The organism is Novosphingobium sp. LASN5T, from assembly GCF_003856955.1.
Lineage (GTDB): Bacteria > Pseudomonadota > Alphaproteobacteria > Sphingomonadales > Sphingomonadaceae > Novosphingobium.
The window spans coordinates 12,637-38,350 of the sequence record NZ_RQSI01000009.1 but is presented as its reverse complement, the minus strand read 5'-3'; the positions used below and the strand labels follow the sequence as shown (position 1 = coordinate 38,350).

Here is a 25,714-nt window from a genome sequence, read left to right as displayed (position 1 = left end):
ACGAAGGTTACATTTGAACGCCGCCCGGCAAATCCATCAATACGCGCCGCCGAGCGCGTTCACGAGCGCGACGCTGGCACGCATCTGCTGCGTTTCCACGTTGAGCAGCGCACGCTGGGCATCCAGCGCCTGCGTCTGCGCCGTCACCACTTCCAGATAGTCCGCGCCGCCATCCCGGTAGCTCGCCAGCGCCAGCGTGCTGCTGCGCACCGCCGCATCGGCCGCCGTCTTCTGGTCCACCACCTGCTGGCCGAGCAGCCGCCCGGCCGCAAGCGCGTCCTCGGTCTGGCGAAACGCCATGAGCACGGTCTGGCGGTACTTTTCGGCCTGTTCGGTATACTGCGCCCGGGTCAGCCGCACCTTGGCCGCGCGGCGCCCGCCGTCGAACACCGCCAGCGCGGCCGCGATCGGCCCCAGCCCCCAGAACGTGTTGGGCGCGATCAGCAACGAACCGTCGGTGGTCTGGAAACCGCCGGAAAGGCCAAGCGTGACCGTGGGGAAGAACGCGGCCCGCGCCACGCCGATCCGCGAATTGGCGGCAGCCATGCGCCGCTCCGCCGCCGCGATGTCGGGCCGGCGCTGGAGCAGCTCGGAGGGAACCCCGGTGGCCAGCGCCAGCGGCAGCAAGGGCTGCGCGCGTGGCGCAATGGAAAAGTCCGAGGCGACCGCCCCCACCAGCGCGGCGATCTCGTGCTCGGTCGCCGCGCGCTGGCTGGCCACGGCGGCTATTTGCGCACGCGCATTGCCCAGCACCGTCAGGGCGCGACTGACGTCGATGCCCGAGGCAATGCCGCCATCATGGCGTGTCCGCGTCAGGTCATAGGCCCGCTCGAACGCCGCCACCGTTTGCCGCAGCAGTTCGGCTTCCGCATCCAGGCCCCGCAACCGGGCATAAGCGTCCGCCACCGAGGTCTGGAGGCTGAGCCGGGCCGAGACGACGTCCTCGTCGCTCGCCTGCGCTTCCGCGCGCGCGGCGGAAACCGAGGCGCGGATACGGCCCCACAGGTCCACTTCGTAGCTCAACCCGCCACCGACAATGGCGTTGTTGTAGGTTTGCGCGCTGCCATTGGACAGCGGGCGGTCGGCGGACACGCGTGTTCGCGCGAAGCTGCCGCTGGCATCAATCTCTGGCACCAGCGAGGCCCGCTCGCCTTTGACCACGGCCTGCGCCTGATCGTAGCGGGCGAGCGCGGCGGCGAGCGTCGGGCTGGCCTTTTCGGCGCGGTTCTCCAGATCGTCGAGCACCGGGTCGTTGAAACCCTTCCACCATGTCCCGCGCGCCGCGCCGTCCATCGGCGTTGCCGCCGCCCACCCCTTCACTTCCTTGAAGGCATCCGGGACCGCCACGCTGGGCGGATGGTAGGCGGGCGTCATCGAACAGCCCGCCAGCAATGCCGGCAGCAGCGCGGCGTAAGCCACCTTGCCCGCGCGCATTACTTGCCGGCCTTTCCGCTTTCGGAAGCCTGCACGTGCACACGGTCGCCGGTCTGGATCGCATCGGGCGGGGTATCGACCAGGCGTTCCCCCCGCGCGACGCCGGACGAGAGCAGCACCGTGGCGCCTTCGTCCCGCGCGATTGTCACCGGACGGACGGTCACGCGGTTGTCCTGCCCGACGACAACCACGCTCGGCCCCTTGCTGCTGTAGAGGATCGCGCTGCCCGGCACCGACACCGCGTTGCCTCCACCCCCGCCGACCTTGAAGCTGACTTGTGCGAAGGCGCCCGGCTTCAGGGCGCCATCGGGATTGTCCGCCTGCAATTCCACCAGCACGGACCCGGACTGCGCGTCCACGGCACCGGCGCTGCGCGTCAGCACCGCATGGAACGTGCGGCCGGGATATTCCGGCAGGCTCAGATCCGCCGCCATGCCGGGCGCAATATCGGCGGAATAGTTCTGCGGCACTTTCACATAGATGCGCATCCGGTGCGTGTCCGACACCGTGAACAACGGCTGCGAGGAGGCGTTGCCCGCCACCACCAGCGCGCCCACCTGGGCCGATCGGCTGGTGACGGTTCCGGCGAACGGCGCCGAAAGCCGGGTGAAGCCCTGCAGCGCCTGCAAGCGCTTCACATTGGCCAACGCCGCGTTCGATACCGCCGTGCGCGCGGCAAGATCGCCGGCCTTCTCGTCCGCCGACTGCCGCGAAACGGCATCCTGCGCCAGCATCGCGTGCCAGCGCGCGGACGTGGTGGCGGCCAGCCGCTGGTTGGCCAGCGCCGTCTGGTAATCGGCGCGCGCGGCGGCGAACTGCTGATCGACTTCGGGCGCATCGAGCACGGCCAGCACCTGCCCCGCGCGCACGCGATCGCCGATGTCCGCCAGCCATTGCCGCACATAGCCGTTGGTCCGCGCATAGATCGCCGCGCTGTTGAACGCCTGCACGTTGCCTGGCAGCACCAGCGGCGCGCCATCGGCATCGGCCTTGGGCACGACCACGCTGACGGTGGGGATCGCCGCCTCGGCCGCGGTCTGGCGCAGCGTGCCCGTGGCATGGATGCGCACGCCCACGCCCACGGCCACCACGGCCAGCGCCACCACCACAGCGCCCATCCCGGCGCGCTTCAACCCGCGGCTGTCCGGACCGGACGAGATGGAAGGCTGGATTTCCTGTTCGGTATGCGAAGTCGTGTCATGCATGGCTGGGTTGCAGCTCCGGGGACGTGGCTTCGACCTTCCGCTTGCGGTGGGCGAAGCTGAAAACAACGGGAACGAAGAACAGCGTGGCGATAGTGGCGCAGACGAGGCCACCGATCACGGCGCGGCCGAGCGGGGCATTCTGTTCGCCGCCCTCGCCGAGGCCCAGCGCCATCGGCGCCATGCCGATGATCATGGCCAGCGCCGTCATCAGCACCGGGCGGAAGCGGACGAGACCGGCTTCCAGCGCGGCCCGTCTGGCATCGCCGAACTCCGCCAGTTTCTCGCGCGCGAAGCTGACGACAAGGATCGAGTTCGCAGTGGCGACGCCCATGCACATGATCGCACCGGTCAGGGCTGGCACGGACAAGGTGGTGCCGGTGCCGAACAGCATCCACACGATCCCGGCCAGCGCCGCCGGCAGCGCGGTGATGATGACGAAGGGATCGACCCAGCTCTGGAAGTTGACGACGATCAGCAGGTAGATCAGCACCACCGCGCCGATCAGGCCGAAGCCCAGGCCCGAAAACGCCGTGTTCATCGTGGCGAACTGGCCACGGATGGTCACGTTCACGCCCTTGGGCTGCTCCTTTTCCAGCGCCTTGATGGCCGCCTGGATGTCACCCGAAACCGCGCCCAGGTCGCGTCCTTCGGTCGTGCCGTAGATGTCGAGCGCGGGCTGAATGTTATAGTGCGAAATGACGGGAACGGTATTCCCGCGCGAAACACCGGCCAGGCCCCCGAGTGGCTGGATCGCGCTGCCGGCCGCGCCGGAGACTGGCACGTTCGAAAGGGCGCTGACGGAATCCAACAGGTATTCCGGCGCCTGCGCCACGACCGGGTATTGCACGCCGTTTTCGGGATTCACGAAGAACACCGGTGCGGTCTGCGAGGTTCCGGCCAGCGAAGCGGCGAGACTGTTGGTCACGTCGCGCTCCGTCAGGCCATATTGCCCGATACGGGCGCGACTGACGTCCACGTTGAGCTGCGGCGCATTGGCCGGTTGCTGGATACGCGCATCGGCAAGGCCGGGGATCAGCTTCATCCGCGCCAGCAGCTTCTGGGCATAGACCCGCGATGCCTGCACGTTCCTGCCCATGATCTGCACATCGATCGGGGCCGGCGCGCCAAAGTTCAGGATCTGGCTGGTGATATCGGCGGGCAGGAAGGCGAAGGTCGTGCCCGGAAAGCGGCGCGCCAGTTCGGAGCGCAGGCGCGATACCACGCGATCGGTCGGCTCGTGCCCTTCCTTCAGCGCGATCAGGATATCGCCGTCCTGCGGACCGATGGTGCCGCTGTTGTTGTACACCGTGTTGATCGAGCTGACCGGCAGGCCGATGTTGTCGGTCAGCGATCCCAGCTGGTCTGCCGGGATGATCTGGCGGATCGCGGTTCCGATCCGGTCGAAGCGCGCCGCCGTATCCTCGATCCGCGCGCCCACCGGCACGCGGACATGCATCGCGATCTGGCCGGAATCGACGCTGGGGAAGAAATTGCTGCCCAGGAATGGCAGCAGCCCGAACGAGAGCACCACCACGGCGAGAAAGCCGACAATGAAGGGCTTTCTTGCCTCCAGGGCGCGATTCAGCAGGCCGAGATAGCTATCACGGATTGCCTCGAAGCGCCGTTCGAACCCGCGCTGGAAGCGGACCAGCGGATTGCGCGATCGCGGCGCGCCGGCAAGGTGGTGGTTTTCGCTCTCCGGCTGATGCGGCTTCAGCAGGTACATGGCCATGGTCGGAACGAGCGTGCGCGACAGGATGAACGAGGCGATCATGGCGAAGACCACCGACAGCGCCATCGGCACGAAAAGGAAGCCTGCCACGCCCGGCAGGAAGAACATCGGCACGAACACGATACAGATGCACAGCAGCGAAACGAACGCCGGCGTCACGATCTGGGCGGCGCCGTCGAGGATCGCCTCCATCACGCCCTTGCCCTGTTCCAGGTGCCAGTTGATGTTCTCGATCGTTACCGTCGCGTCGTCGACGAGGATGCCGACCGCGAGCGCCAGCCCGCCCAGCGTCATCACGTTCATCGTCTGACCAAACGCCGCCAGCGCCGCGACCGCGGCAAGGATAGCCAGCGGGATCGACAACGCGATGATGACGGTGGACCGCCACGAGCCAAGGAACAGCAGGATCATCAGCGACGTCAGCGCCGCCGCGATGGCGCCTTCGTGGATCACCCCGCTGACCGCCGCCTTCACGAACAGCGATTGGTCGCCTACCGGCACGATGCGCAGGGCATCGGGCAGCCCGGCGGCGATCTTGGGCAAAGTGGTCTTCACGCCATCGATGATGGCCAGCGTCGAGGTCGCGCCGTTCTTGAGCACGGTGAGCAGCACGGACCGGCGACCATCGACATGCACCACGTTCTGCTGCGGCGCGCTGCCATCGCGCACGAAGGCCACATCGCGCATGGTGATGGTGGCCCCGTTGACCACCTTGACCGGCAAGTCGTTCAGCGCGGCGACCGAATCCGGCGCGTTGTTCAGGCGCACACTGTACTGCGTCGGCCCGATCTTGACGAAGCCGGCAGGGTTGATCTGGTTCTGCGCCGCAATCGCGTTGCCCACGTCCTGCGCCGAAAGGCCCTTGGACTGGAGCGCGAGCGGATTGAGGTCGATCTGGATCTGGCGCTGCTTGCCGCCCGAAGGATAGGGCATGGCAAGGCCCGGAACCGTCACCAGCTGCGGGCGGATCTGGTTCTGGCCAAGATCGAACAGTTGTTGTTCGGACAAGCCCTTGCCCGACATGGCAAGCTGGATGATCGGCACGGTGGAAGCGTTGTAGTTCAGGATCAGCGGCGGGGTGATCCCCGGTGGCATCTGCTTGAGCACCGATTGCGAGATCGAGGTGACCTGCGCGGTCGCCGTGCGGATGTCCGCGCCCGGCTGGAAATAGATCTTCACGATGCCAATGCCCTGGAAGGACTGGCTTTCGATGTGCTCGATATCGTTGACGGTGGTTGTCAGCGTGCGTTCGTAAGGGGTGATGATGCGCGCCGCCATATCGTCGGGCGGCAGGCCGGAATATTGCCACGCCACGGCGATCACCGGGATGCGGATGTCCGGAAAGATATCGACCGGAGTGCGCAGCGCCGCCAGCACGCCACCGATGGCGATCAGGATCGCCATCACGATGAAGGTCAGGGGACGGTGCAACGCGATCTTGACGATATTGAACATTCACGACTCCACGCCTTCTCCGCACATCGCGGAAAAGTCCGTTCACGCTTCCTCTCCCCGGATGCACCTGATTGCCGCCTGCGACCGAAGCCCGACCCCAAGGCTTCCGCGACAGCAAGAGACCGCCAACTGGAACGTGGCGGCGGTGGTGCCGCTCCATGCGCTTTCCGTCATGTTGCGTCTAATATATAATACGGCATGATTGATATGCAGGGCAACATAAACTGATGGATCTCAGGCACCTTCGCTATTTCCTGTGCGTGGCTGATGAAATGCATTTCGGCCGCGCCGCCGCGCGGCTCGGCATTTCGCAACCTCCCCTGAGCCAGCAGATCCGCGCGCTGGAGGATGAACTGGGCGTGCGGCTGTTCGACCGGACCAGCCGGCGCGTGCGGCTGACCCGCGCGGGCGAACTGTTCGCGCCCGAAGCGAGGCTGGCCTTGCAGCAGGCGGACTATGCCGCGCACACCGCCCGGCGCGCGCAGAGGGGGGAAATCGGGCGCCTGGCGCTGGGGTTTACCGCCTCCGCGCCGTTCGTCCCGAAAATCTCGCAGGCGCTGTACCACTTCCGGCAGGCGCACCCGGAAGTGGAGCTGAAGCTGGAGGAACTGGGCCGCGACGAACAACTCGACGCGCTGGCGCAAAACGAGATCGAGGTGGCGATTATCCGCGGGTTCGGGAAGCCCTTGCTCTCGTCCGATCTGACCGCGACCTGCCTGATAGAGGAAAGCATGGTGCTGGCCCTGCGCGAGGATCACCCGCTCGCCACACGTGATCTCGATCCCACCATCGCCGACCTGCGCGACGAGCCGCTGGTGCTTTACAGCGCGGCGGCCGGAGCAGGGTTCAACGAACATTTCTTCTGGTTGTGCGAACAGGCCGCCGTTCAGCCCAGGGTTGCGCACGAAGCGAACGGGCTGGCCACCCTGCTTGGCCTGGTAGCAGCGGGCTTCGGCGCCACGATCCTCGCCGAATCGTTGGTCCGCCTCCACGTGGACAATCTGGTCTACCGCCAGTTTTCCCCGCCGCTCGAGACGCGGCTATGGCTGGTCCATCATGCCCAGCTGTCTCCGACGGCACGCAATTTCGTGGAGCTTGTCCAGCGCTCCAACGCGGTTGAGGACGCCGCAGTCTGACGTCCGGAACGACACATCAACCCCTTTCGCCCACCAGGTGAATGGCTATGCTGACCGCCGAACAGCACAACGGCACGGAGGAACCGGCCGGGCAACGAACGGGAGGATGAAAGCATGCGCAAGAGAACCATCGCGCTGGGCATTGCGATCGCGGCATTGGCGGCGGGAGGCGGCTGGTACGCCAGTCTCGACAAGGAAACGCGCGGCATCCTTGCCGCGATGCCGACCAATGCCGATGTGCTGATGTGGTCCGAAAGCCAGCGCGATGCCGCGTTCCGGGCAATGGACCGCCTGCCGTTGCTGGCGCAGGCCAACGAGATCGCGCCATCGCCGCATCCGCTGGCCCTGCCCGAAGGGAAACCGCTGACGATTCCAGGGATCGATGACTATCTCGCCAAACAGCGCGAAGCGGGGATCGTGATCCTGCAGGATGGCAAGGTCCGGTTCGAACGCTACGGGCTGGGTTTCGACGCGCAAGGGCGATGGACCAGCTTCTCGGTCGCGAAGTCATTTACCTCGACGCTGGTCGGCGCGGCGATTCAGGACGGCGCGATCCGAAGTCTGGAAGACAAGGTCAGCCAGTACATTCCCGACCTGCGCGGCTCCGCCTACGACGACGTCAGCATCCGCCAGTTGCTGACAATGAGTTCCGGCGTGCGCTGGAACGAGGACTACGAAGACCCCAATTCGGATGTCGCGCGTTTCAACACCGCGAAGCCCGATCCCGGTGTCGACGCCACCGTCAGCTACATGCGCAAGCTGCCGCGCGCACACCCACCTGGCGAAGTGTGGCACTACAACACGGGCGAGACGAACCTGATCGGCGTGCTGGTTTCATCGGCGGTGAAGAGGCCGCTGGCGCAGTACCTGCAGGAAAAGGTCTGGCAGCCCGCCGGCATGGAAGCCAAGGCGACATGGCTAAAGGGCGAGACGGGGCATGAAATCGCCGGTTGTTGCCTCCAGGCCGCCACGCGCGATTTCGCGCGGTTCGGGCTGTTCGTGCTGGCCAACGGCAAGGCGGGCGACCGGCAGATCGTGCCCACCGACTGGTTCGCGCAGGCGACAACCAAGCAGAAGGATATCGGCCACCCGGGCAAAGGCTATGGCTTCCAGTGGTGGACCTACGATGATGGCTCGGTCGCCGCGCAGGGTATTTTCGGGCAGGGTATTTTCATCGATCCGAAGCGGAAGCTGGTGATCGCGTCAAACGCCGACTGGACGCGCGCGAGCAAGGGGCCGGAGCCGGCGGCGCGCGAAGCCTTCTACAAGCAGATCCAGGCACGGATCGACGCAGGGAACTGAGCCACAGCGTCTGCCGGGGTCAGGCTACCAAGTCCACTGCAAGATCATCGTCCGGCCGCGGACCGCTGGCAACCACGCAATCGCGGCCCCGCCGCTTGGCCTCGTACAGCGACCGGTCTGCCTGCCGGTAAAGAATCTGGAAATCCGCATCCTCGGTCGCGGTGGCGAGGCCGATGCTCACGGTGATGCGCCCCGCACCGATAACCGCGCCATAGTCGGCCGCGGCAATATCCTCGCGCAGGCTTTCGGCGAACTGGGTCGCGGCGAACGCATGCAGTCCGCTGATTGCCAGGGCGAACTCCTCGCCCCCGAAGCGGGCCGGCAGGCACAGCGCGCCCTCCCACCGTTCCAGTTGCCGCGCGATGATGCACAGCACCTGATCGCCGGCATCGTGCCCGTGCGTATCGTTGACCACCTTGAAGCGATCCACGTCGATCAGCAGCAGCGCGAAGGGGCTGTCACCGGCGGCCGCACCCGATACCATCGGTTCGATCGCCTCCGTAAAGCCGCGCCGGTTGCGGAGGCCGGTCAGGGGATCGCGACGGGCCAGATCGTGCGCTATCGCTTCGGCCTGCAAGGCATGATCGCGCTCTACACGCAGACGGCCCAGACGGCGCGTCGCCGAAACGGAAACCCAGATCGTCTGCCAGGTCGCCGCCAGCAGGACCAGCATCTGCGATCCCCCGCCCCAGAACAGCCGGTCCGTCGGCAGGAACTGCGTCACCCCCAGCGTGATCATCGGCACTGCCCAGGCAGCGGCGAAATCGCGCGCCAGCGCGTTGCCGCGCCGCCATGCGATGGTCAGGCTGACCGTGATCGCCGTCAGATCCGCAAGCACCAGCATACCAAGCACGGAGGCCCAGAATTCCAGCGGCCCCGCGCGCATGAAGCTCAAGGGCACGCCCAGCGCGCCAATGCCGATGCCCAGCGCCAGCGTCGCGATCCGCAGGGCAACGGGTATCTCCCGGCGGTCGAGCGCGGTGATCGCGCCGAAGGTCGCCAGCATCACCGCGAGGCACGATAGCCCGGTACAAAGCTGCGCGGAAAAGCTGCCGGCCATGCCGGGCAGCACGAACAGGTTGAGCTGCGACCAGACGGCCCCCCAGATCACCATGCAACCCGCCCACGCGGCCTGCCAGGCCGGGAATTGCCGGCGCACCGCGAAAGACAGCGAGATATTGTACAGGGCCGCGATGAACAGCAGCATCAGCGCGGCGCCCACACAGGCGGCCAGCGCCACCACTTCCAGCGCACCATCGCCTTGCGTCGCCAGCCGCATCCGCAGCAGATCGTAGCTGGTCAGGCGGTCGAATTGCAGCACGATCGTGCGCAACGGCGCTTCGCGATCAGGCGCCGCGAACGCAATCTGCGCGCCGGGGCGCCAGTGCGTGCCGAAATCGCCGCCGTGCACGCCCTGCCATGCGGTTACGCCATCGGCATAGACAAAGCCCACCGACAAGGCGTCGAACCGGGTGTTGTGGATGCTGAGAACCAGATCGTTTCGCGGGATCGGAATCGTGTCCAGATCGACCCGCAGCCACAGCGTTCCGCGTTGATAGCCGGTTGGCGTACCGTTGCAGGAATAGGGAGAACGCGGCGCGGCACGGGGCGATTGCGCCATCACGCTGACGGCGTGGCAAAGGGAGTGCGGCAACGGCCAGTGCGCGGCCTGTACGGCAGATCCGAAACCAATGGCGAACACTGCGGCAAGCGCCAGCAAGGCGCGCCGCAACCACATCCCCCATCCGCCAGGCGAATCCTTCATGGTTCGCTATTGGCATATCTTCATCATCAAATTCTTACTGCCGCGCCGCCGTCCGGACGCGGCAACGGCTGGATCATCGCTGCGCCACCGCGCCACCCGCTTCGAGTGCGGCAAGTTCCGCATCGTCCAGCACCAGCCATTCGTGCAGCAATTCACGCGTGTTTTCACCGATGCGCGGCGGGCGATGGCGATAGTCAGCCGGCGTGACGGACAGCTTGGCCGGAAAGGCCACAGCGGGGATCTCCACGCCGTCCTCGCGCACGAACCGGTGCACCGTCTTGCGCGCGGCGATGAACGGATCGGCAAAGATATCGCGGATGGTGTTCACCGGTCCCGCCGGCACATTGACGGCCACCAGCCGTTCCACCAGCGGTCCGCCTTCCAGATCGGCCACGATTTCCTGGAAGATGTCCTCGATCGCGTCGCGGTTGATCAACCGCTGCGACCCGGTGACGAAGCGGGGATCGTCCGCCAGTTCGGGCCGCCCCATCTCCACGCAGAAACTGCGGAACTGGCCGTCGTTGCCCACCGCGATGATGATCTCACCATCCTTCACGCGGAAGGTCTTGTAGGGCACGACCGTAGGGTGGCGGTTGCCCATCCTTCCGGGATTGACGCCGCCGACAAGCCAGTTCGACGCCTGGTTGGCCAGCGTGGCGATCTGCGTATCGAGCAGCGAGATATCGATATGCTGACCCTCGCCCGTCCGTTCGGCATGGCGCAGCGCGGCCAGCATGGAAACGGTGGCGTACATGCCCGTGGAAATGTCGGCCATGGCCACCCCGGCGCGCAGCGGTCCGCCGTGTTCTTCCCCGGTGATCGACATGAAACCGCCCATGCCCTGCGCCACGAAATCATAACCCGGCCGATCGGCGTAAGGGCCGGTCTGGCCGAACCCCGTGATCGAGCAATAGACAAGGCGGGGATTGATCGCCCGCATGCTGTCGTAATCGAGGCCATACTTGACCAGGCCGCCGACCTTGAAGTTCTCCACCATGATGTCCGCCCGCTCGGCCAGCCTCCGGATCAGCGCCGCGCCATCGGGATGGGCCAGGTTGATCGCGGCCGAACGCTTGTTGCGGTTGGCGCAGAGATAATAGGCGCTTTCGCGTGGATCGTCGGAACCGTCCGGCAGCTTCAGGAAGGGAGGCCCCCAGCTACGGGTATCGTCTCCCTTCCCGGGCAGTTCAACCTTGAGCACGTCCGCGCCCAGATCCGCCAGAATCTGCGTGGACCAGGGGCCGGCCAGCACGCGGGAGAGATCGAGTACCCGGACACCTTCGAGCGCTCTGTGCTGCTTGCCTGCCTCCACGCCCCGACTTCCTTGTCCCGTTGCCGGATCGGGCTAGGGATCGCGACGGCAAAACTCAAGCCGCATTGGCGCAACCATTCATGCCCGGTTGCGCCAATCGCGCGGGGTGATGCCATGATGATGCCGGAACCAGGTGCTGAACGCCGATGCGCTGGAAAAGCCCAGGAGGTCTGCGATCTCGGCAAGGCTTCGCGCCTTCGCCTCCAGTTGCCGCCGCGCCACGTCGATCCGCGCTTCGTCCAGCAGCGCAAGAAAACGGGTTCCTTCCATCTCCAGCGCGCGCGTCAGCGTCCGTCGCGACACGCCCAGTTGCGCGGCGACATGCTCCGCCGTGCAACGGCCGCTGGAAAGGAGCAAGGACAGGACGCGGCGGACCCGGTCGGCCATCGCTTCGGGTTGCCCCGGATCGCCGATCCGCAAAAGCCGGCTGGCGTAGGAGCGCAGTCCTTCCTCCGCCATGGGATTGGGCCGCTCCAGCAGATCGGACCGGACGACGATGCCATCGAATTCGGCATTGAAGCGGACGTGCGGGCCCAGCACGCGCCGGAAGCGGGACACATCGGCGGGCGGTGAACGGGTCAGGCATACCTCTTCCGCCTCCCACGCGGGTCCGGCAAGCTGCTTGAGAATGCGATGCTGCATCGCGACGGCAATATCGCGCGCCTGCACTTTCGGGCCGGGCACGAGGATGGCGGAGCGCAGGACGACGACATCGCCGAAGAGTTCGCGCGTTACGGCCAAGGCATCGTTATGCAGGGGCAAATAAGCCTCGATAGCGGCCAGCGCCGATCCCACGCTGGGTTCATCGCGTGCGATCAGGCCGATCGGGCCGAGATTGGAAAAACCGCGCAGTTCGGAAAGGCGCAGCCCGAAATCATCGCGCCCGCAGGCCACGGCAGCCCGCTCCAGCGCTTCGTTCACGGCCGTTACCGGCACCCGCCGGTCCGGCTGCGCCTCAATGTCCGCCGGCAATCCCGCCGCACGCAACACGCGCCCCGCATCCACGCCATAACTGCGGCAAAGCGCGGTCATGCCGGTAACGGCCGCGGCGCGAACGGTCAGGCGGGCGATATGGCTCATATTGAAAATATTATAGCGCAAATCAGAAAGATTGAACACCCCGTCCCGCCTATTCCGAACAACGACGAACGAGGGAGAGAGCGATGAGCCAGACACCGGTTTGCGACGCCATGCGCGCGCAGGGGCAATGGAATGCCGCCTGGGACGAGGCCGCCGCCATCGATGCGGAATGGGTCGAACGCTTCATGGCGATGGGCACGCATCCGATCGCCAGGGGCGTGCTCGATCCCAAGACCTACGAACTGATCGCGATCGCGGTGGATGCCTCCTGCACCCACATGTACGCGCCGGGCGTTCGCCGCCACATCGCCAAGGCGCTCGATCTGGGCGCCTCGCCCGAGGAAATCATGGCCGTGCTGCAATGCGTGGCCGTGCTGGGCATTCATTCGGTGGCGCTGGGCGCCCCGATGCTTGCCGACGAAATGAAGGCGCGCCGCCTCGCGCCAGTCACCGCGTAAACCAGCCGCAGCTCAAGGAGGCCCGACATGCATTTTCTCGACGATAGCCTGCTGCCCGAAAACCAGGAAAAGCTGGTCATTCAGGTCGCGCCCTATGGCCCGCAATGGTTGCCGGGCGATTTTCCCGAAGACATCCCCGTCTCGATGCAGGAACAGGTGCAAAAGGCGGTGGACTGCTACAACGCCGGCGCCTCGGTGCTGCACCTCCATTGCCGCGAGGCCGACGGCCAGGGATCGAAGCGCATCTCGATGTTCAACGAGATGGTCGACCGCATCCGCACCGCCTGTCCCGACATGCTGATCCAGGTGGGCGGATCGATCTCCTTCGCGCCCGAAGGCGAAGGCGCCGAAGCCAAGTGGCTGAGCGACGATACGCGCCACATGCTCGCGGACCTTTCGCCCAAGCCGGATCAGGTGACGATCGCGATCAACACCACGCAGATGAACATTACCGAACTGATGATGGACGGCGATGTCGACGGCACGATCCTGGAAAATCCGGCCTATGCCCTCGCCTATCGCGACATGTACCTCGAATCCGGGCCGAAGTTCTATCTGGAGCACCTCAAGCGCCTGCGTGACGCGCAGATCCAGCCGCATTTCATGCTGGCGCACATCGCCCAGTTCGAAACCGTGGAGCGGCTGATCCGCAAGGGCGAATACATGGGGCCGCTGATCCTCAACTACGTGGCCATCGGCGGCGGTGCATCGGGCACGCACCCGGCCGACCTGATCGAATTCGCCCGCCGCGTGCCCGATGGCGCTGTGCTGACGATCGAATCGATCATGCGCAACGTGATCCCGTTCAACACGATCGCGATCGCGCTGGGCCTCCATGTCCGCGTGGGGATCGAGGACAACATCTGGCGCCGCAAGGGCGAACGGATGACCTCGGTGCAGCAGATCGAACAGATGGTGCGCATTTCCGAGGAAATCGGGCGCGATGTTGCTGGTGGGGCGGACGCCAAGCGGATCTACCAGATCGGCAGCTGGTACCAGTCGGCCGACGAAACGCTGCGCAAGCTCGGCATGCCGCCGAACCGCCGGACGGGGCAGCGCGGCAACCCGATGTGGGAATACGCCTGAGAGCTGGAGGGGGCCTTGCCGGGCGTCGAAGGGCGCCCGGCAAGCGTCGTCAGTTGACCTGCCGCTCCCGCCCCTGCCAGTAGGGTTCGCGCAACTGGCGGCGCAGGATCTTGCCCGATGGATTGCGCGGTAGTGCGGCGATCACATCCACGCTCTTGGGCACCTTGAAGCCGGCCAGCCGTTCGCGCGCCCACGCGATCACGCTCGCCGGATCGATCGCGTGCCCCGGCTTGGGCGCGCAGACCGCTTTCACCGCTTCGCCCCAGGTTTCGTCGGGCACGCCGATCACCGCCACTTCCAGCACATCGGGATGCCCGTAGATCGCGCTTTCGACCTGCGCGGGATAGACGTTCTCGCCGCCCGAGATGATCATGTCCTTGATGCGATCGTGCATGTAGACATAGCCGTCGGCGTCGATGTAGCCGGCGTCGCCGGTCGCGATCCAGCCGTCCTCGCTGACCGCCGACCGCGTCGCGTCGGGCAGGTTCCAGTAGCCCAGCATGTTGTTCGATGAGCGGGTCTGGATTTCGCCGATGCTGCCCTGCGGCACTTCCCGGCCTTCGCCATCCACCACGCGCACCTCCACGCCCGGCAGCGGCTTGCCGGCCGATCGCATCCGCTGGTTGCCGTCCACCGAATGATCCTCCGGCGGCAACATGCAGATCGTGCCGGTGGTCTCCGTCATGCCATAGGCCTGGATGAACTGCGCATCGAACATCGCGATGCACTGCCGCAGAAGCTCCAGCGGGATCGGCGAGGCGCCATAGATGATGTAGCGCAACCGGCTGTAGTCCACGCTGGCGCAATCGGGATGGTTGAGCAGCATCTGCAAAGCCGCCGGCACGATGAAGAAGCGCGTCACGCCCTTCTGTTCCACCGCATCGAACACCGCGCGCGGCTCGAATTCCGCCAGTATGATCGCGGGAAGACCAGCCGCCAGCGCCATGACGCCAAGCCCGGTCCCGCCGATATGCGCGCAAGGCATGGCAACGAGAATGGCCTCGTCCTCGGCCAGCACGTTGTGCGGAAGCTCCTGCCCGCGCGATTGCTTGCGCAACCCGAACAGGTTGTGGTTGGACAGCACCGCGCCCTTGGGATTGCCTGTCGTGCCCGAGGTGTAGAGTTGCAGGACCGCATCATGAAGCCCGGCCGGCTGGAAGGGACGGGGTTCCGCCGCGGCGATCCATGCGCGCGCTTCACCGGCGGTGATGCACCGCGCGACGCCCTCCACGGCCGCGAAGGTATCGCGCATCGCATCGAAGCCATCGCCCAGAAATACCGCCTTCGCCTGCGCGTTTTGCACGATCCACGCCGCCTCCGGCGCGGCGAGCCGCCAGCCGACCGGGACCATCACGATGCCCGCCCGCGCCACCGCGAAGAACAACGAAAAATACAACGCGCTGTTCTTGCCGAACCATGCAATGCGATCGCCCGACACCAGCCCCATATCGAACAGGCCGCTGACGATGCGGCGCGTCACCTCATCCAGTTCGCGGTAGGTGACGACGCCATCGGGGCCGTCGAGCGCGGCGCGGTCCGGCCTGTCTTCCGCCCAGAACGCGATGAATTCGTCGAAGGTGAAAAGCGCGGCGGTCCGTTCCGCCGTCGATGCTGCCGTCGATGCTGCCGTCGTCAGGGCCTCTGCCTGCGCCATATCCCGTTCTCTCCCTGCCTCCGCATTTCGCGGGGCTTTCGTGCCTTGCCGCGTGCGTTCAGGCACCCACGTCCTTCATTTGAAAAGCGCGAGCACGACATCGATGAATGTCACCCCGGCTATGGGCGCCGCCAGCACGAACAGCAGGTTCACCCCCACCACGCCCAGCAATACCCTTTCGCGCCGCTTGCTCAGCGTCGGCCGGCGCTCAGGCCCTGGCCTGATCGGCTCCTGCGGCGGCCAATAGTTGTCCAGATCTAGAAACACGCATCCTCTCCATGGATTCGTGGTCCCATGATGGCGCGATCCGCGCGAGACACCAAGCACGTTCCGTAGCCACGGCCGCCATCACGGCCAGCCGCGTTATCCGGCTGCATCGCCTTTCGGCGTGAAGCGCGCCACAAGATCGAATGCGTCGGCCGCAAACAGCTGCCTTACCCAGGTGACGTGCGCATCGCCGCGCCATGTCCGGCGCTCCAGCATCAGGCAGGGCGCGCCCTTGGCAATGTTCAGCAGTTCGGCGGCTCGCGCATCGGCGGCTCGTGCACCGATGCGGTGCTCCGCCTCGGTCCACGGCACATGCGCCAGCAGCCAGGTACCCGGCGGGGTCCTGCTGAAATCCGCTGCCGCCGCGGCAGGAACGACGGCCAGACTGATCAGCCGGTGTTCGAATGCGAACGGAATGCCATCCGCCAGATGGAGACAATCGATTTCCAGCACATCGCCGCTGCCGCCAAAGCGATCTTCCTCGCCCCCCGCCGCCGCCACACGCTGCCGCGCGGACAGCAAGCGCAGATCGTAGGCCTTGCCGCGCTCGGCGATCGTCGCCGGAATGTCTGGAATGCCCAGCACGGCGGATTCGATGCGGGGTTGCGCCACGAACGATCCGGCGCGCTTGCGCCGCACGATCAGGCCCGCTTCGGCCAGCGCTTCGGTAGCGCGCGTCACGGTCATGCGCGCGCAGCCATATTGCGCGGCCAGTTCGTGCTCCACGGGAATGCGATCGCCCGGCCGCCACGCGCCGGACATGATCTTTTCCTCGATATCGGCGCGGATGCGCTGGCTCAGCGACAGCGTTTCCGCACCCTTTCCCCGCGTCATGCTTCCAGCAGCCCTTTCACCACCCGCCGATACCGCGCCTCGATAGCCGCATGATCGCGATGGCGTCCATCGATCACGACGCGATCGCCCGCGCGCCAGACATCGGCGATGTCGCGCCGGCCGCCAGCAAAGACGAACGTATCGAGCATCGCATCGCCGCTGCGCGCCAAGGCAAGATCGCCATCGTCGCGCAGCACGACGAGATCGGCCGACGCGCCGACCGCAAGGCCGCCGGGCACGCCCAGCGCCTGGGCACCGCCCGCGACCGCGCGCTGCCACAGGCTCCGTCCAGTCGAAAGACCCGGCTCGCCCAGCATGTTGCGCGCCCGCGCGACGAGGCGTTGGCCATATTCCAGCAGCCGCAGTTCCTCGCCCAGATCGATGCGGACGTTGGAATCCGATCCCACCCCGAAGGTGCCGCCGGCATCGACGAACGCGCGCGCCGGGAAAATGCCGTCGCCCAGATTCGCTTCCGTGATCGGGCACAGCCCCGCGACCGCGCCAGACCGAGCCATGTCCGCCAGCTCGCCGGCATCGACATGCGTGGCATGGACAAGACACCAGCGGCGATCGACCGGGGCATGGTCCAGCAGCCAGCGCACCGGCCGCGCACCGCTCCACGCCAGGCAATCCTCCACCTCGCGCATCTGTTCGGCGATATGGATATGGACCGGCCCTTCCTCCGCCAGCGGCAGGATTTCCGCCAGTTCATCGGGTGTCACCGCGCGCAGGCTATGCGGCGCGATGCCGACCACCGCATCGGGAAGACCGTCCAGCGCGGCGCGGCTTGCCGCCATCAGCCGAGCGAAGCTGTCCGGGCTATGGAGGAAACGGCGCTGTGCCGCGCTGGCCGGCTGCCCCCCGAAACCACCGTGCGCGTAGAATACGGGCAGCAGCGTCAGCCCGATGCCCGTTTCGGCAGCAGCAGCGGCAAGGCGCACGGCCATTTCACCGGGATCGGCATAAGCGCCCCCTTCGGGATCGTTGTGCAGGTAATGGAACTCGCCAACCCGGCAGAAGCCCGCTTCCAGCATGTCCATATAGGCGCGCGCCGCAATCGCCTCCATCGCATCGGGGCCAATCGCGCCGACGAAGCGGTACATCAGATCGCGCCAGCTCCAGAAGCTGTCGCCTTCGTGCCCGCCGATTTCGGTGAGCCCGGCCATGGCGCGCTGGAACGCGTGGCTGTGCAAATTGCCGATGGCCGGAACGCCGATGCCGATCCGCACGTCGCCGGCCCGCACAGGCTGCCCCGCTGCGATAGAAGCGATCTTCCCCGACACGACCCCGATCCGCACGTCGCGCGCCCAGCCATCCGGCAGCAGCGCCTGCGCCAGATGCCAAACCGTCGCCCCCTCCGTCATTCCGATCATGCTGTCCACCATGGCCGACTCCGCCTTGCGCTCATTTTGTCTATACATTATTGAAGGCGCTGCCAAGAACAACGACTCACGGGAAATGCGATGCGCTGCGACACGATCTGGCAAAACGCCCGGCTCTGCACGCTGGCCCCGCACATGCCCGGGCTGGGCGTGGTCGATGACGGAGTGATCGCGGCGGACGAAGGCCGCATCGTGTTCGCGGGCGCGGCGAGCAGCGCCCCCGCTTTCGAAGCCACGCGCACGATCGATTGCGCCGGACGCTGGATCACGCCCGGGCTGATCGACTGCCACACCCACCTCGTCCACGGCGGCAACCGCGCCGGCGAGTTCGAGATGAAACTGGCCGGCGCCAGTTACGAGGACATCGCGCGCGCCGGCGGCGGCATCCGTTCCACCATGCGCGCCACGCGCGCATCGAGCGAGGCCGACCTGGTGGCCAGCGCCCTGCCCCGGCTCGACGCGCTGATCGCGGAAGGTGCGACGACGGTGGAGATCAAGTCGGGCTACGGCCTTTCGCCCGAGAGCGAGGCCCGCCTGTTGCGGGCCGCCCGCGCGCTGGGCCGCGAACGCCCGGTCACGATCCGCACAACCTTCCTGGGCGCGCACGCCGTGCCGCCGGAATTCGACGGCGATGCCGATGGCTATATCGACCTCGTCTGCGACCGGATGCTGCCGGCCGTGGCCACTGCCGGACTGGCCGACGCGGTCGATGGGTTCTGCGAAGGCATCGCCTTTTCACCCGCCCAGATTGAACGGGTATTCGCCCGCGCGCGGGAACTGGGCCTGCCGGTCAAGCTCCATGCCGAACAGTTGTCGAACCTTGGCGGCGCGGCGCTGGCAGCCCGCCACGGCGCGCTCTCGGCCGATCACCTCGAACAACTGGACGCGGACGGCATCGCGGCGATGAAGCAGGCCGGCACCGTGGCGGTGCTGCTGCCCGGCGCGTTCTATTTCCTGCGCGAGACGCACCTGCCGCCGATCGACCAGCTCCGCGCGGCCGGCGTGCCCATCGCCATCGCCACCGACTGCAACCCCGGCACCTCGCCACTCACCTCGCTGCTGCTGACGATGAACATGGCCGCCACGCTGTTCCGCCTGACGGTGGAGGAATGCCTGACGGCCGTGACCCGCAACGCCGCGCGGGCACTGGGCCTTGGCCACGAGACCGGCACGCTGGAGCCCGGGCACTGGTGCGACCTCGCCATCTGGGACGTCGAAAGCCCGGCCGAACTTGTCTATCGCATGGGCTTCAACCCGCTCCATGCCCGTATCTGGAGAGGGAAATGAACCCCGCACTCGTCCTTACCCCCGGCTCGGTATCGCTGGCCGACTGGAAGCGCGTCCACGCCGGCGCACCGGTATCTCTCGCGCCATCGTCCGGCCCGGCGATCACGGCGGGGGCGGCGGCGGTCGAGCGCATTCTCGACCGGGGCGAACCGGTCTACGGCATCAACACCGGCTTCGGAAAGCTGGCGAGCGTGCGGATAGACACGGCCGATCTCGCCACGCTTCAGCGCAATATCGTGCTGAGCCATGCCGCCGGCACCGGCGAACCGTCGCCCATCGCGGTCGTGCGCCTGATGATGGCGCTGAAGCTGGGCAGCCTGGCGCAGGGCGCGTCGGGGATCGCCCCGTCGACGGTGGCGCTGCTCGAAGCCATGCTCTTGCGCGGTGTAACCCCGGTCGTGCCCGCGCAAGGCTCGGTCGGCGCATCGGGCGATCTCGCCCCCTTGTCGCACATGGCCGCCGCGATGATCGGGGTGGGCGAGGCATTCTTCGCGGGCGAACGGATGAGCGCCGCCGCCGCGCTGGCGAAAGCCGGGCTGGAACCCGCCGTGCTCGGCCCCAAGGAAGGGCTGGCCCTGCTCAATGGCACGCAGTTCTCGACCGCCAACGCGCTGGCCGGGCTGTTCGCGGCGGAAACGCTGTTTCAGGCCGCGCTTGTCACCGGCGCGCTGTCGACCGAGGCCGCCAGAGGATCGGACGCGCCATTCGATCCGCGCATCCACCTGCTGCGCCGTCAGCCGGGCCAGATCGCGGTGGGCGATGCCCTGCGCGGACTGATGGCCGGCTCCGCGATCCGCGCCTCGCACCTCACCGGCGATCCGCGCGTGCAGGACCCCTATTGCCTGCGCTGCCAGCCGCAGGTGATGGGCGCGGCGCTCGACGTGCTGCGGCAGGCCGCGTCGACGCTGGCGATCGAGGCCAACGGCGTCACCGACAACCCGCTGATCTTCCCCGAAACCGACGAGGCACTTTCGGGCGGCAATTTCCACGCCGAACCGGTCGCCTTCGCCGCGGACATGATCGCGCTGGCGATCTGCGAGATCGGCTCGCTGGCCGAACGGCGCATCGCCATGCTGGTCGATCCCGCGCTGTCCGGGCTGCCCGCATTCCTCACGCCCCGGCCCGGTCTCAATTCCGGCTTCATGATCCCGCAGGTGACCGCCGCCGCGCTGGTCAGCGAGAACAAGCAGCGCGCCTATCCCGCCAGCGTCGATTCCATACCCACCTCGGCCAACCAGGAAGACCATGTCTCGATGGCCGCGCACGGCGCGCGCCGCCTGATAGGCATGGCGCGCAACGCCAGCGCCGTGATCGGGATCGAGGCGCTGGCCGCGGCGCAAGGGTGCGATTTTCATGCCCCGCTGGCATCGAGCGCGGCGCTGGAAGCCGCCCGCGCCCTGATCCGTGCGCACGTGCCGCATCTGGAGGACGACCGCCATTTCCATCCCGACATGGAAGCGGCCAATGCCCTTGTCCGTTCGGGCGCGCTCGCCACCGCGACGGGCGCGGACCTGCCCGGCGTCGCATGAGCGGCTGGCTCCATATCCACCGGGGCGATGCGCCGCTGGTCGTGGCCTTCCCCCACACCGGAACGGACATTCCGGACGATGTCGCGCCGGCGCTCCGTTCGCCTTGGCTGGCGCGCAAGGATGCCGACTGGTGGATCGACCGGCTCTACGATTTCGCCACCACGCTGGGCGCGACCACGATCCGCACCACGATTTCGCGCAGCGTGATCGACGTGAATCGCGATCCCTCGGGCGCGTCGCTCTATCCCGGCAAGGCGACCACCGCGCTCTGCCCGGTCGATACGTTCGATGGCGAACCGCTCTACCTTCCCGGCGCAGAACCGGACGCGGCGGAGATCGCCCGGCGGCGCGAATGCTATTTCGCCCCCTATCACGCGGCGATAACCACCGAGATCGCGCGTCTCCGGCAGGTCCACACACGGGTCGTGCTCTATGACGCGCATGCGATCCGCTCGGTCGTGCCGCGCCTGTTCGATGGCACGCTGCCCCAGTTCAACATCGGCACGTTCGACAACGCGGCCTGTGATCCCTCGCTGGCGGAAACGATCGCCGGCATCGCCGCCGCATCCCCGTTCGACCACGTCGTCAACGGCCGCTTCAAGGGCGGCTGGACCACGCGGCACTATGGCCGCCCCGCCGACGGCATCCACGCCGTGCAGATGGAACTCGCCTGCCGGGGCTACATGGACGATCCCGCCGGGCCGCTGGATCACGCCAACTGGCCATCCCCCTACCAGCCCGAACGCGCCGAAGCGCTGCGTTCGGTGCTCACCACGATGCTCGAAGCATGTCTCGATTTCGCGAGAGGACAATCATGACCCGTATCGACAACAGCCGTGTCATCCGCCCGACCAACGGCACCGAACTTTCCGCGCGAAGCTGGCTGACCGAAGCCCCGCTGCGGATGCTGATGAACAACCTGCATCCCGATGTGGCCGAACGGCCGGAGGAACTCGTCGTCTATGGCGGCATCGGCCGCGCCGCGCGCGACTGGGAAAGCTATGACCGGATCGTCGAGACGCTGAAGCGGCTGGGCGACGATGAAACGCTGCTGGTCCAGTCGGGCAAGCCGGTCGGCGTGTTCCGCACCCATGCCGATGCCCCGCGCGTGCTGATCGCCAATTCCAACCTCGTGCCCCATTGGGCGACGTGGGAACATTTCCACGAACTGGATCAGCGCGGCTTGGCCATGTACGGCCAGATGACCGCCGGATCGTGGATCTACATCGGCACGCAGGGCATCGTGCAGGGCACCTACGAGACATTCGTGGAAATGGGCCGCCAGCACTACGGCGGCGATCTTTCGGGCAAGTGGCTGCTGACCGCCGGCCTGGGCGGAATGGGCGGGGCGCAGCCGCTGGCGGCGGTGATGGCGGGCGCCTCGTGCCTCGCCATCGAATGCCAGCCGAGCCGCATCGATATGCGCCTGCGCACCGGCTATCTCGACAAGGCGACGGACAATCTGGACGAGGCGCTGGCGATCGTCACCACGGCAAAGACGCCCACCTCGGTCGGCCTGCTCGGCAACGCCGCCGAACTGCTGCCGCTGCTGTACGAACGCGGCGTGCGCCCCCACCTGCTGACCGACCAGACGAGCGCGCACGATCCGGTCAACGGCTACCTGCCCGCCGGCTGGGCGCTGGAACGCTGGTTCAGCGAGCGGGAGCGCGATCCCGCCGCCGTGGCCCGCGCGGCCAAGGCATCGATGGCCACCCACGTCCGCGCCATGCTCGCCTTCCAGGCGGCGGGCGTTCCGACCACCGACTATGGCAACAACATCCGCCAGATGGCCAAGGACGAAGGCGTGGACAACGCCTTCGATTTCCCCGGCTTCGTGCCCGCCTATATCCGGCCGCTGTTCTGCCGGGGCATCGGCCCGTTCCGCTGGGCGGCGCTTTCCGGCGATCCGGAGGACATCTACAAGACCGACGCCAAGGTGAAGGAACTTCTGCCCGACAACGCACACCTGCACCGCTGGCTCGACATGGCGCGCGAACGCATCCACTTCCAGGGCCTACCGGCGCGCATCTGCTGGGTCGGCCTCGGCGACCGGCACAGGCTGGGCCTGGCCTTCAACGAGATGGTCGCGAAGGGCGAACTCAAGGCGCCGGTGGTAATCGGCCGCGATCATCTCGATTCCGGATCGGTCGCCAGCCCCAACCGCGAAACCGAAGCCATGCGCGATGGATCGGATGCGGTATCGGACTGGCCGCTGCTCAACGCCCTGCTCAACACCGCCAGCGGCGCGACCTGGGTATCGCTGCACCACGGCGGCGGCGTGGGCATGGGCTTTTCCCAGCATTCGGGCATGGTGATCGTGGCCGACGGCACCGATGCGGCGGCCCGCCGCCTCGAACGGGTGCTGTGGAATGATCCGGCGACGGGCGTGATGCGCCATGCCGATGCAGGCTATGACATCGCGCTGGATTGCGCGCGCGAAAAGGGGCTGGATCTGCCCGGTATCCTCGGCTGATCGCCAGCCGCTGAAGTTGCAGAAAAGCCTCCCGGTGCAGGGCATCGGGAGGCTTTTCTGTGTTCGGCACGCGCCAACCGGGTGGCACGCGAAATCAGAACGGCAGCTTGAAGCCCGGCGGGATACCCGCTGCCATCTGCACTTTCTGCATTTCCTCCGCCGCGGCGGCATCCGCCTTGCCGCGCGCATCGTTGAATGCGGCTGCGATCAGGTCTTCGAGAATGCCCTTCTCCGAAGGAGCAAGCAGGCTTTCATCGAGCGATACGCCGATCACGCGGCCCTTGGCCGACGCCTTGATCCTGACCAGCCCGCCACCGGCCGCGCCTTCCACCTCGATCGCGTCCAGCTTGGACTGCGCATCTTCCATCTGCTTCTGGATGGTCTGCGCCGCCTGCTGCGCGGCCTGAATCATTTCTTCCATGGACTTCATGCGTGTCTGCTCCGACTCTGGCCCCAAGGCCGTGCCTGATGCTCTCTCGAGCTGTCTTCATCGATGATCTTCGCGTCAGGAAACGCGGCGAACGCGGCCTTGACCAACGGGTCTTCCAGCATGGCCTGATGGGCCTGCTGCTGATGAGCCGTTTTGGTTTCCTCAAGGCTGGGCTGCGCCTCACCACTGGAAACGGCGTCGTCGCGCTCCACCTGCCATGGCTCGCCGGTCGCGTGCTGCAGCGCCTTGCGGATGTCGGCCGAAGGATCGCCCGGCAGCCCCGGCGCCAACTGATAACGCAGATACCCTGCGCGCAACTCGATCACCCGCACGGACAGCCGCATCGACGATCCGACCAGCGGCGCGTGATGCTCCACTTGCTCGACCAGTTCCGCCCAGTCCAGCGCCACGGGCACCGGTGCGGGAACATGCATGGCCCGGGAACCGCCGCCGCTTCCATCGCCGTTTTCGCCAGCCGGCGCGGCCGCCATCACCACCGGGCGTGAGGCGATGTCCTCCAGCTTCTTCACCAGCGATCCCGGATCGGGCATGTCGGCCGCATGAAGCACGCGCAGCAGCGCCATCTGCGCCGCCACCAGCGGGTCCGGCGCGGTCTTCACTTCCTCGTAACCCTTGAGCAGCAGTTGCCACAGCCGATGGAGCTGCCCCGCCGCCAGGTCCCTGGCCCAACCCTCAATCGCGGCGCGCTCCTCGGGCGATCGGGTGTCGGAACCCGAACCGCCGATCTGCGCCACCGTCACCTTGTGAACGATGTCCATTTGCGCGCGCATCATCGCAATCGGCTCGATGCCCAGCGCGTATTGCTGCGCCACTTCCTCCAGCAGCGCGCCGCCGTCACCCCCCAGCACGGCGGCGAACAGGCGGCGCTGCATGGTCTTGTCGGCAAGGCCCAGCATCTCGCGAACCTGCTCGGCGGTGACGACGGTCGCCTCGCCGCCGCCCGCAAGATCCGCGTGGCTGATCGCCTGATCGAGGATCGACAACCCGTCGCGCACCGAACCCTCAGCCGCCGTGGCGATCATCGCCAACGCCTCGTCCTCGGCCTCGACGCCTTCCTTGCCGCAGATCATGGCGAAATGGCTGGCCAGCAGCGGCGCGGGAATACGCTTGAGATCGAACCGCTGGCAGCGCGACAGCACGGTGACGGGCAGCTTGTCCACCTCGGTCGTGGCGAACAGGAACTTCACATGCGCCGGCGGCTCCTCCAGCGTCTTGAGCAGCGCGTTGAACGCGTTGCGCGAGAGCATGTGAACTTCGTCGATGATATAGATCTTGTACCGCGCCGAAACGGCGGCATAGCGCACCGCCTCGATGATCTCGCGCACGTCGTCCACGCCGGTATGGCTGGCGGCGTCCATCTCGATCACGTCGATGTGCCGCCCTTCGGCGATGGCCACGCAAGGCTCGCACTGGCCGCAGGGGTCGATCGTCGGCCCGCCCTGGCCGTCCGGCCCGATGCAGTTGAGCGCCTTGGCGATCAGGCGCGCGGTCGACGTCTTGCCCACCCCGCGCACGCCGGTCATCAGGAAGGCATGGGCCAGCCGGCCGCGCTTGATCGCGTTGGCCAGCGTCTGCACCATCGCGTCCTGCCCGATCAGTTCGGCGAAGGTCTGCGACCGGTACTTGCGCGCCAGCACGCGATAGGGCTGCACATCGCCGCCCGTTGTCGAAGGCGGCGCGGGCTTCGGCTGCGGCGGCATGTCCAGGCCAAGACCGAGCGCGTCCTCGGGCATATCCGGATCGCGTTCGGTCGGCGTATCGTTGCCGAAGATGTCGGTTGAATCGACCATGATGACCCTAGGTAGGCGCTGCCGCGCGGAATGTCGATTTGCACCACATCAGAATGCAGCGAATTGACACGTCAGTTTCACC

20 protein-coding genes are annotated in these 25,714 nt (G+C 66.8%); 8 read left to right on the top strand and 12 right to left on the bottom strand.

Going from position 1 to position 25,714, the window contains the following annotated elements; genetic code table 11:
* Nucleotides 1–36 precede the first annotated feature (36 nt).
* From EH199_RS08250 to EH199_RS08240, 3 genes are read right to left on the bottom strand one after another with little or no spacing between them, the layout of a single operon-like run.
* Nucleotides 37–1,434 carry an efflux transporter outer membrane subunit gene (locus tag EH199_RS08250; RefSeq protein WP_124808776.1) on the bottom strand — a complete coding sequence of 466 codons (1,398 nt, stop codon included), beginning with the start codon at nt 1,432–1,434 and terminating at the stop codon, nt 37–39.
* Nucleotides 1,434–2,639: an efflux RND transporter periplasmic adaptor subunit gene (locus tag EH199_RS08245; protein ID WP_124808775.1), complete on the bottom strand. Its 1,206-nt coding sequence runs from the start codon at nt 2,637–2,639 to the stop codon at nt 1,434–1,436. The genes EH199_RS08250 and EH199_RS08245 overlap by 1 nt, the downstream gene beginning before the upstream one ends.
* The gene (locus tag EH199_RS08240; RefSeq protein WP_124808774.1) at nt 2,632–5,826 is read right to left on the bottom strand and encodes an efflux RND transporter permease subunit; all 3,195 of its coding nucleotides are present in this window, start codon (nt 5,824–5,826) and stop codon (nt 2,632–2,634) included. The genes EH199_RS08245 and EH199_RS08240 overlap by 8 nt, the downstream gene beginning before the upstream one ends.
* 227 nt (nt 5,827–6,053) lie before the next feature.
* Here EH199_RS08240 and EH199_RS08235 point away from each other — a divergent pair, with 227 nt between their 5' ends.
* Both EH199_RS08235 and EH199_RS08230 read left to right on the top strand, forming a co-directional pair.
* Nucleotides 6,054–6,962, top strand: a complete 909-nt coding sequence (locus tag EH199_RS08235; RefSeq protein ID WP_124808773.1) for a LysR substrate-binding domain-containing protein — start codon at nt 6,054–6,056, stop codon at nt 6,960–6,962.
* A gap of 114 nt (nt 6,963–7,076) precedes the next feature.
* Nucleotides 7,077–8,264, top strand: a complete 1,188-nt coding sequence (locus tag EH199_RS08230; protein ID WP_124808772.1) for a serine hydrolase — start codon at nt 7,077–7,079, stop codon at nt 8,262–8,264.
* A 19-nt stretch (nt 8,265–8,283) separates the two neighbouring features.
* Here the strand turns inward: EH199_RS08230 and EH199_RS08225 are convergent, their stop codons facing one another.
* The 3 genes from EH199_RS08225 to EH199_RS08215 all read right to left on the bottom strand — a co-directional run bounded on the left by EH199_RS08225 (nt 8,284) and on the right by EH199_RS08215 (nt 12,421).
* Nucleotides 8,284–10,029: a diguanylate cyclase gene (locus EH199_RS08225; RefSeq protein WP_124808771.1), complete on the bottom strand. Its 1,746-nt coding sequence runs from the start codon at nt 10,027–10,029 to the stop codon at nt 8,284–8,286.
* A gap of 73 nt (nt 10,030–10,102) precedes the next feature.
* The gene (locus EH199_RS08220; RefSeq protein ID WP_124808770.1) at nt 10,103–11,341 is read right to left on the bottom strand and encodes a CaiB/BaiF CoA-transferase family protein; all 1,239 of its coding nucleotides are present in this window, start codon (nt 11,339–11,341) and stop codon (nt 10,103–10,105) included.
* A 78-nt stretch (nt 11,342–11,419) separates the two neighbouring features.
* On the bottom strand, nt 11,420–12,421 hold the full coding sequence (locus EH199_RS08215; RefSeq protein ID WP_124808769.1) for an AraC family transcriptional regulator: 1,002 nt from the start codon (nt 12,419–12,421) through the stop codon (nt 11,420–11,422).
* Between the two features lie 83 nt (nt 12,422–12,504).
* Between EH199_RS08215 and EH199_RS08210 the strand changes: the two genes are divergently transcribed.
* Together EH199_RS08210 and EH199_RS08205 are read left to right on the top strand one after the other, a co-directional pair.
* Nucleotides 12,505–12,879, top strand: a complete 375-nt coding sequence (locus EH199_RS08210) for a carboxymuconolactone decarboxylase family protein (RefSeq protein ID WP_223806545.1) — start codon at nt 12,505–12,507, stop codon at nt 12,877–12,879.
* Nucleotides 12,880–12,906: 27 nt separating this feature from the next.
* Nucleotides 12,907–13,965 carry a 3-keto-5-aminohexanoate cleavage protein gene (locus tag EH199_RS08205; protein ID WP_124808768.1) on the top strand — a complete coding sequence of 353 codons (1,059 nt, stop codon included), beginning with the start codon at nt 12,907–12,909 and terminating at the stop codon, nt 13,963–13,965.
* 49 nt (nt 13,966–14,014) lie between these two features.
* On the opposite strand, the gene EH199_RS08200 is transcribed toward EH199_RS08205, so the two are convergent.
* From EH199_RS08200 to EH199_RS08185, 4 genes are all read right to left on the bottom strand, one after another.
* Nucleotides 14,015–15,619, bottom strand: a complete 1,605-nt coding sequence (locus tag EH199_RS08200) for a fatty acid--CoA ligase (RefSeq protein WP_124808767.1) — start codon at nt 15,617–15,619, stop codon at nt 14,015–14,017.
* Between the two features lie 75 nt (nt 15,620–15,694).
* Complete coding sequence (locus EH199_RS08195; RefSeq protein ID WP_124808766.1) at nt 15,695–15,886, bottom strand: hypothetical protein; 192 nt, start codon at nt 15,884–15,886, stop codon at nt 15,695–15,697.
* 96 nt (nt 15,887–15,982) lie between these two features.
* Nucleotides 15,983–16,720 carry a histidine utilization repressor gene (gene hutC / locus EH199_RS08190; RefSeq protein ID WP_124808765.1) on the bottom strand — a complete coding sequence of 246 codons (738 nt, stop codon included), beginning with the start codon at nt 16,718–16,720 and terminating at the stop codon, nt 15,983–15,985.
* Nucleotides 16,717–18,093, bottom strand: coding sequence for a formimidoylglutamate deiminase (locus tag EH199_RS08185; protein WP_223806544.1), 1,377 nt, complete (start codon nt 18,091–18,093; stop codon nt 16,717–16,719). Before EH199_RS08185 ends, hutC begins: the two co-directional genes overlap by 4 nt.
* Before the next feature lie 90 nt (nt 18,094–18,183).
* Here EH199_RS08185 and hutI point away from each other — a divergent pair, with 90 nt between their 5' ends.
* Genes hutI through hutU form a run of 4 tightly spaced genes read left to right on the top strand, consistent with a single transcriptional unit; the run spans nt 18,184 to nt 23,391 of the window.
* Nucleotides 18,184–19,389, top strand: a complete 1,206-nt coding sequence (gene hutI / locus EH199_RS08180; RefSeq protein WP_124808764.1) for an imidazolonepropionase — start codon at nt 18,184–18,186, stop codon at nt 19,387–19,389.
* On the top strand, nt 19,386–20,918 hold the full coding sequence (gene hutH / locus EH199_RS08175; protein ID WP_124808763.1) for a histidine ammonia-lyase: 1,533 nt from the start codon (nt 19,386–19,388) through the stop codon (nt 20,916–20,918). Before hutI ends, hutH begins: the two co-directional genes overlap by 4 nt.
* Nucleotides 20,915–21,736: an N-formylglutamate deformylase gene (hutG, locus tag EH199_RS08170; protein ID WP_124808762.1), complete on the top strand. Its 822-nt coding sequence runs from the start codon at nt 20,915–20,917 to the stop codon at nt 21,734–21,736. Before hutH ends, hutG begins: the two co-directional genes overlap by 4 nt.
* Nucleotides 21,733–23,391 (top strand): urocanate hydratase, encoded by a 1,659-nt coding sequence (hutU, locus tag EH199_RS08165; RefSeq protein WP_124808761.1) that lies wholly within the window; start codon nt 21,733–21,735, stop codon nt 23,389–23,391. Before hutG ends, hutU begins: the two co-directional genes overlap by 4 nt.
* Nucleotides 23,392–23,485: 94 nt before the next feature.
* On the opposite strand, the gene EH199_RS08160 is transcribed toward hutU, so the two are convergent.
* Together EH199_RS08160 and EH199_RS08155 are read right to left on the bottom strand one after the other, a co-directional pair.
* Nucleotides 23,486–23,821: a YbaB/EbfC family nucleoid-associated protein gene (locus tag EH199_RS08160; RefSeq protein WP_124808760.1), complete on the bottom strand. Its 336-nt coding sequence runs from the start codon at nt 23,819–23,821 to the stop codon at nt 23,486–23,488.
* Nucleotides 23,818–25,542 carry a DNA polymerase III subunit gamma/tau gene (locus EH199_RS08155; RefSeq protein WP_124808862.1) on the bottom strand — a complete coding sequence of 575 codons (1,725 nt, stop codon included), beginning with the start codon at nt 25,540–25,542 and terminating at the stop codon, nt 23,818–23,820. The genes EH199_RS08160 and EH199_RS08155 overlap by 4 nt, the downstream gene beginning before the upstream one ends.
* Nucleotides 25,543–25,714 lie beyond the last annotated feature (172 nt).

What these genes read in the sequence shown, in the direction of transcription:
- EH199_RS08250 (WP_124808776.1), bottom strand. Translation starts at nt 1,434, where the DNA reads ATGCGCGCGGGCAAGGTGGCTTACGCCGCGCTGCTGCCGGCATTGCTG.
- EH199_RS08245 (WP_124808775.1), bottom strand. Translation starts at nt 2,639, where the DNA reads ATGCATGACACGACTTCGCATACCGAACAGGAAATCCAGCCTTCCATC.
- EH199_RS08240 (WP_124808774.1), bottom strand. Translation starts at nt 5,826, where the DNA reads ATGTTCAATATCGTCAAGATCGCGTTGCACCGTCCCCTGACCTTCATC.
- EH199_RS08235 (WP_124808773.1), top strand. Translation starts at nt 6,054, where the DNA reads ATGGATCTCAGGCACCTTCGCTATTTCCTGTGCGTGGCTGATGAAATG.
- EH199_RS08230 (WP_124808772.1), top strand. Translation starts at nt 7,077, where the DNA reads ATGCGCAAGAGAACCATCGCGCTGGGCATTGCGATCGCGGCATTGGCG.
- EH199_RS08225 (WP_124808771.1), bottom strand. Translation starts at nt 10,029, where the DNA reads ATGAAGGATTCGCCTGGCGGATGGGGGATGTGGTTGCGGCGCGCCTTG.
- EH199_RS08215 (WP_124808769.1), bottom strand. Translation starts at nt 12,421, where the DNA reads ATGAGCCATATCGCCCGCCTGACCGTTCGCGCCGCGGCCGTTACCGGC.
- EH199_RS08210 (WP_223806545.1), top strand. Translation starts at nt 12,505, where the DNA reads ATGAGCCAGACACCGGTTTGCGACGCCATGCGCGCGCAGGGGCAATGG.
- EH199_RS08205 (WP_124808768.1), top strand. Translation starts at nt 12,907, where the DNA reads ATGCATTTTCTCGACGATAGCCTGCTGCCCGAAAACCAGGAAAAGCTG.
- EH199_RS08200 (WP_124808767.1), bottom strand. Translation starts at nt 15,619, where the DNA reads ATGGCGCAGGCAGAGGCCCTGACGACGGCAGCATCGACGGCAGCATCG.
- hutC (WP_124808765.1), bottom strand. Translation starts at nt 16,720, where the DNA reads ATGACGCGGGGAAAGGGTGCGGAAACGCTGTCGCTGAGCCAGCGCATC.
- EH199_RS08185 (WP_223806544.1), bottom strand. Translation starts at nt 18,093, where the DNA reads ATGATCGGAATGACGGAGGGGGCGACGGTTTGGCATCTGGCGCAGGCG.
- hutI (WP_124808764.1), top strand. Translation starts at nt 18,184, where the DNA reads ATGCGCTGCGACACGATCTGGCAAAACGCCCGGCTCTGCACGCTGGCC.
- hutH (WP_124808763.1), top strand. Translation starts at nt 19,386, where the DNA reads ATGAACCCCGCACTCGTCCTTACCCCCGGCTCGGTATCGCTGGCCGAC.
- hutG (WP_124808762.1), top strand. Translation starts at nt 20,915, where the DNA reads ATGAGCGGCTGGCTCCATATCCACCGGGGCGATGCGCCGCTGGTCGTG.
- hutU (WP_124808761.1), top strand. Translation starts at nt 21,733, where the DNA reads ATGACCCGTATCGACAACAGCCGTGTCATCCGCCCGACCAACGGCACC.
- EH199_RS08160 (WP_124808760.1), bottom strand. Translation starts at nt 23,821, where the DNA reads ATGAAGTCCATGGAAGAAATGATTCAGGCCGCGCAGCAGGCGGCGCAG.
- EH199_RS08155 (WP_124808862.1), bottom strand. Translation starts at nt 25,542, where the DNA reads ATGCCGCCGCAGCCGAAGCCCGCGCCGCCTTCGACAACGGGCGGCGAT.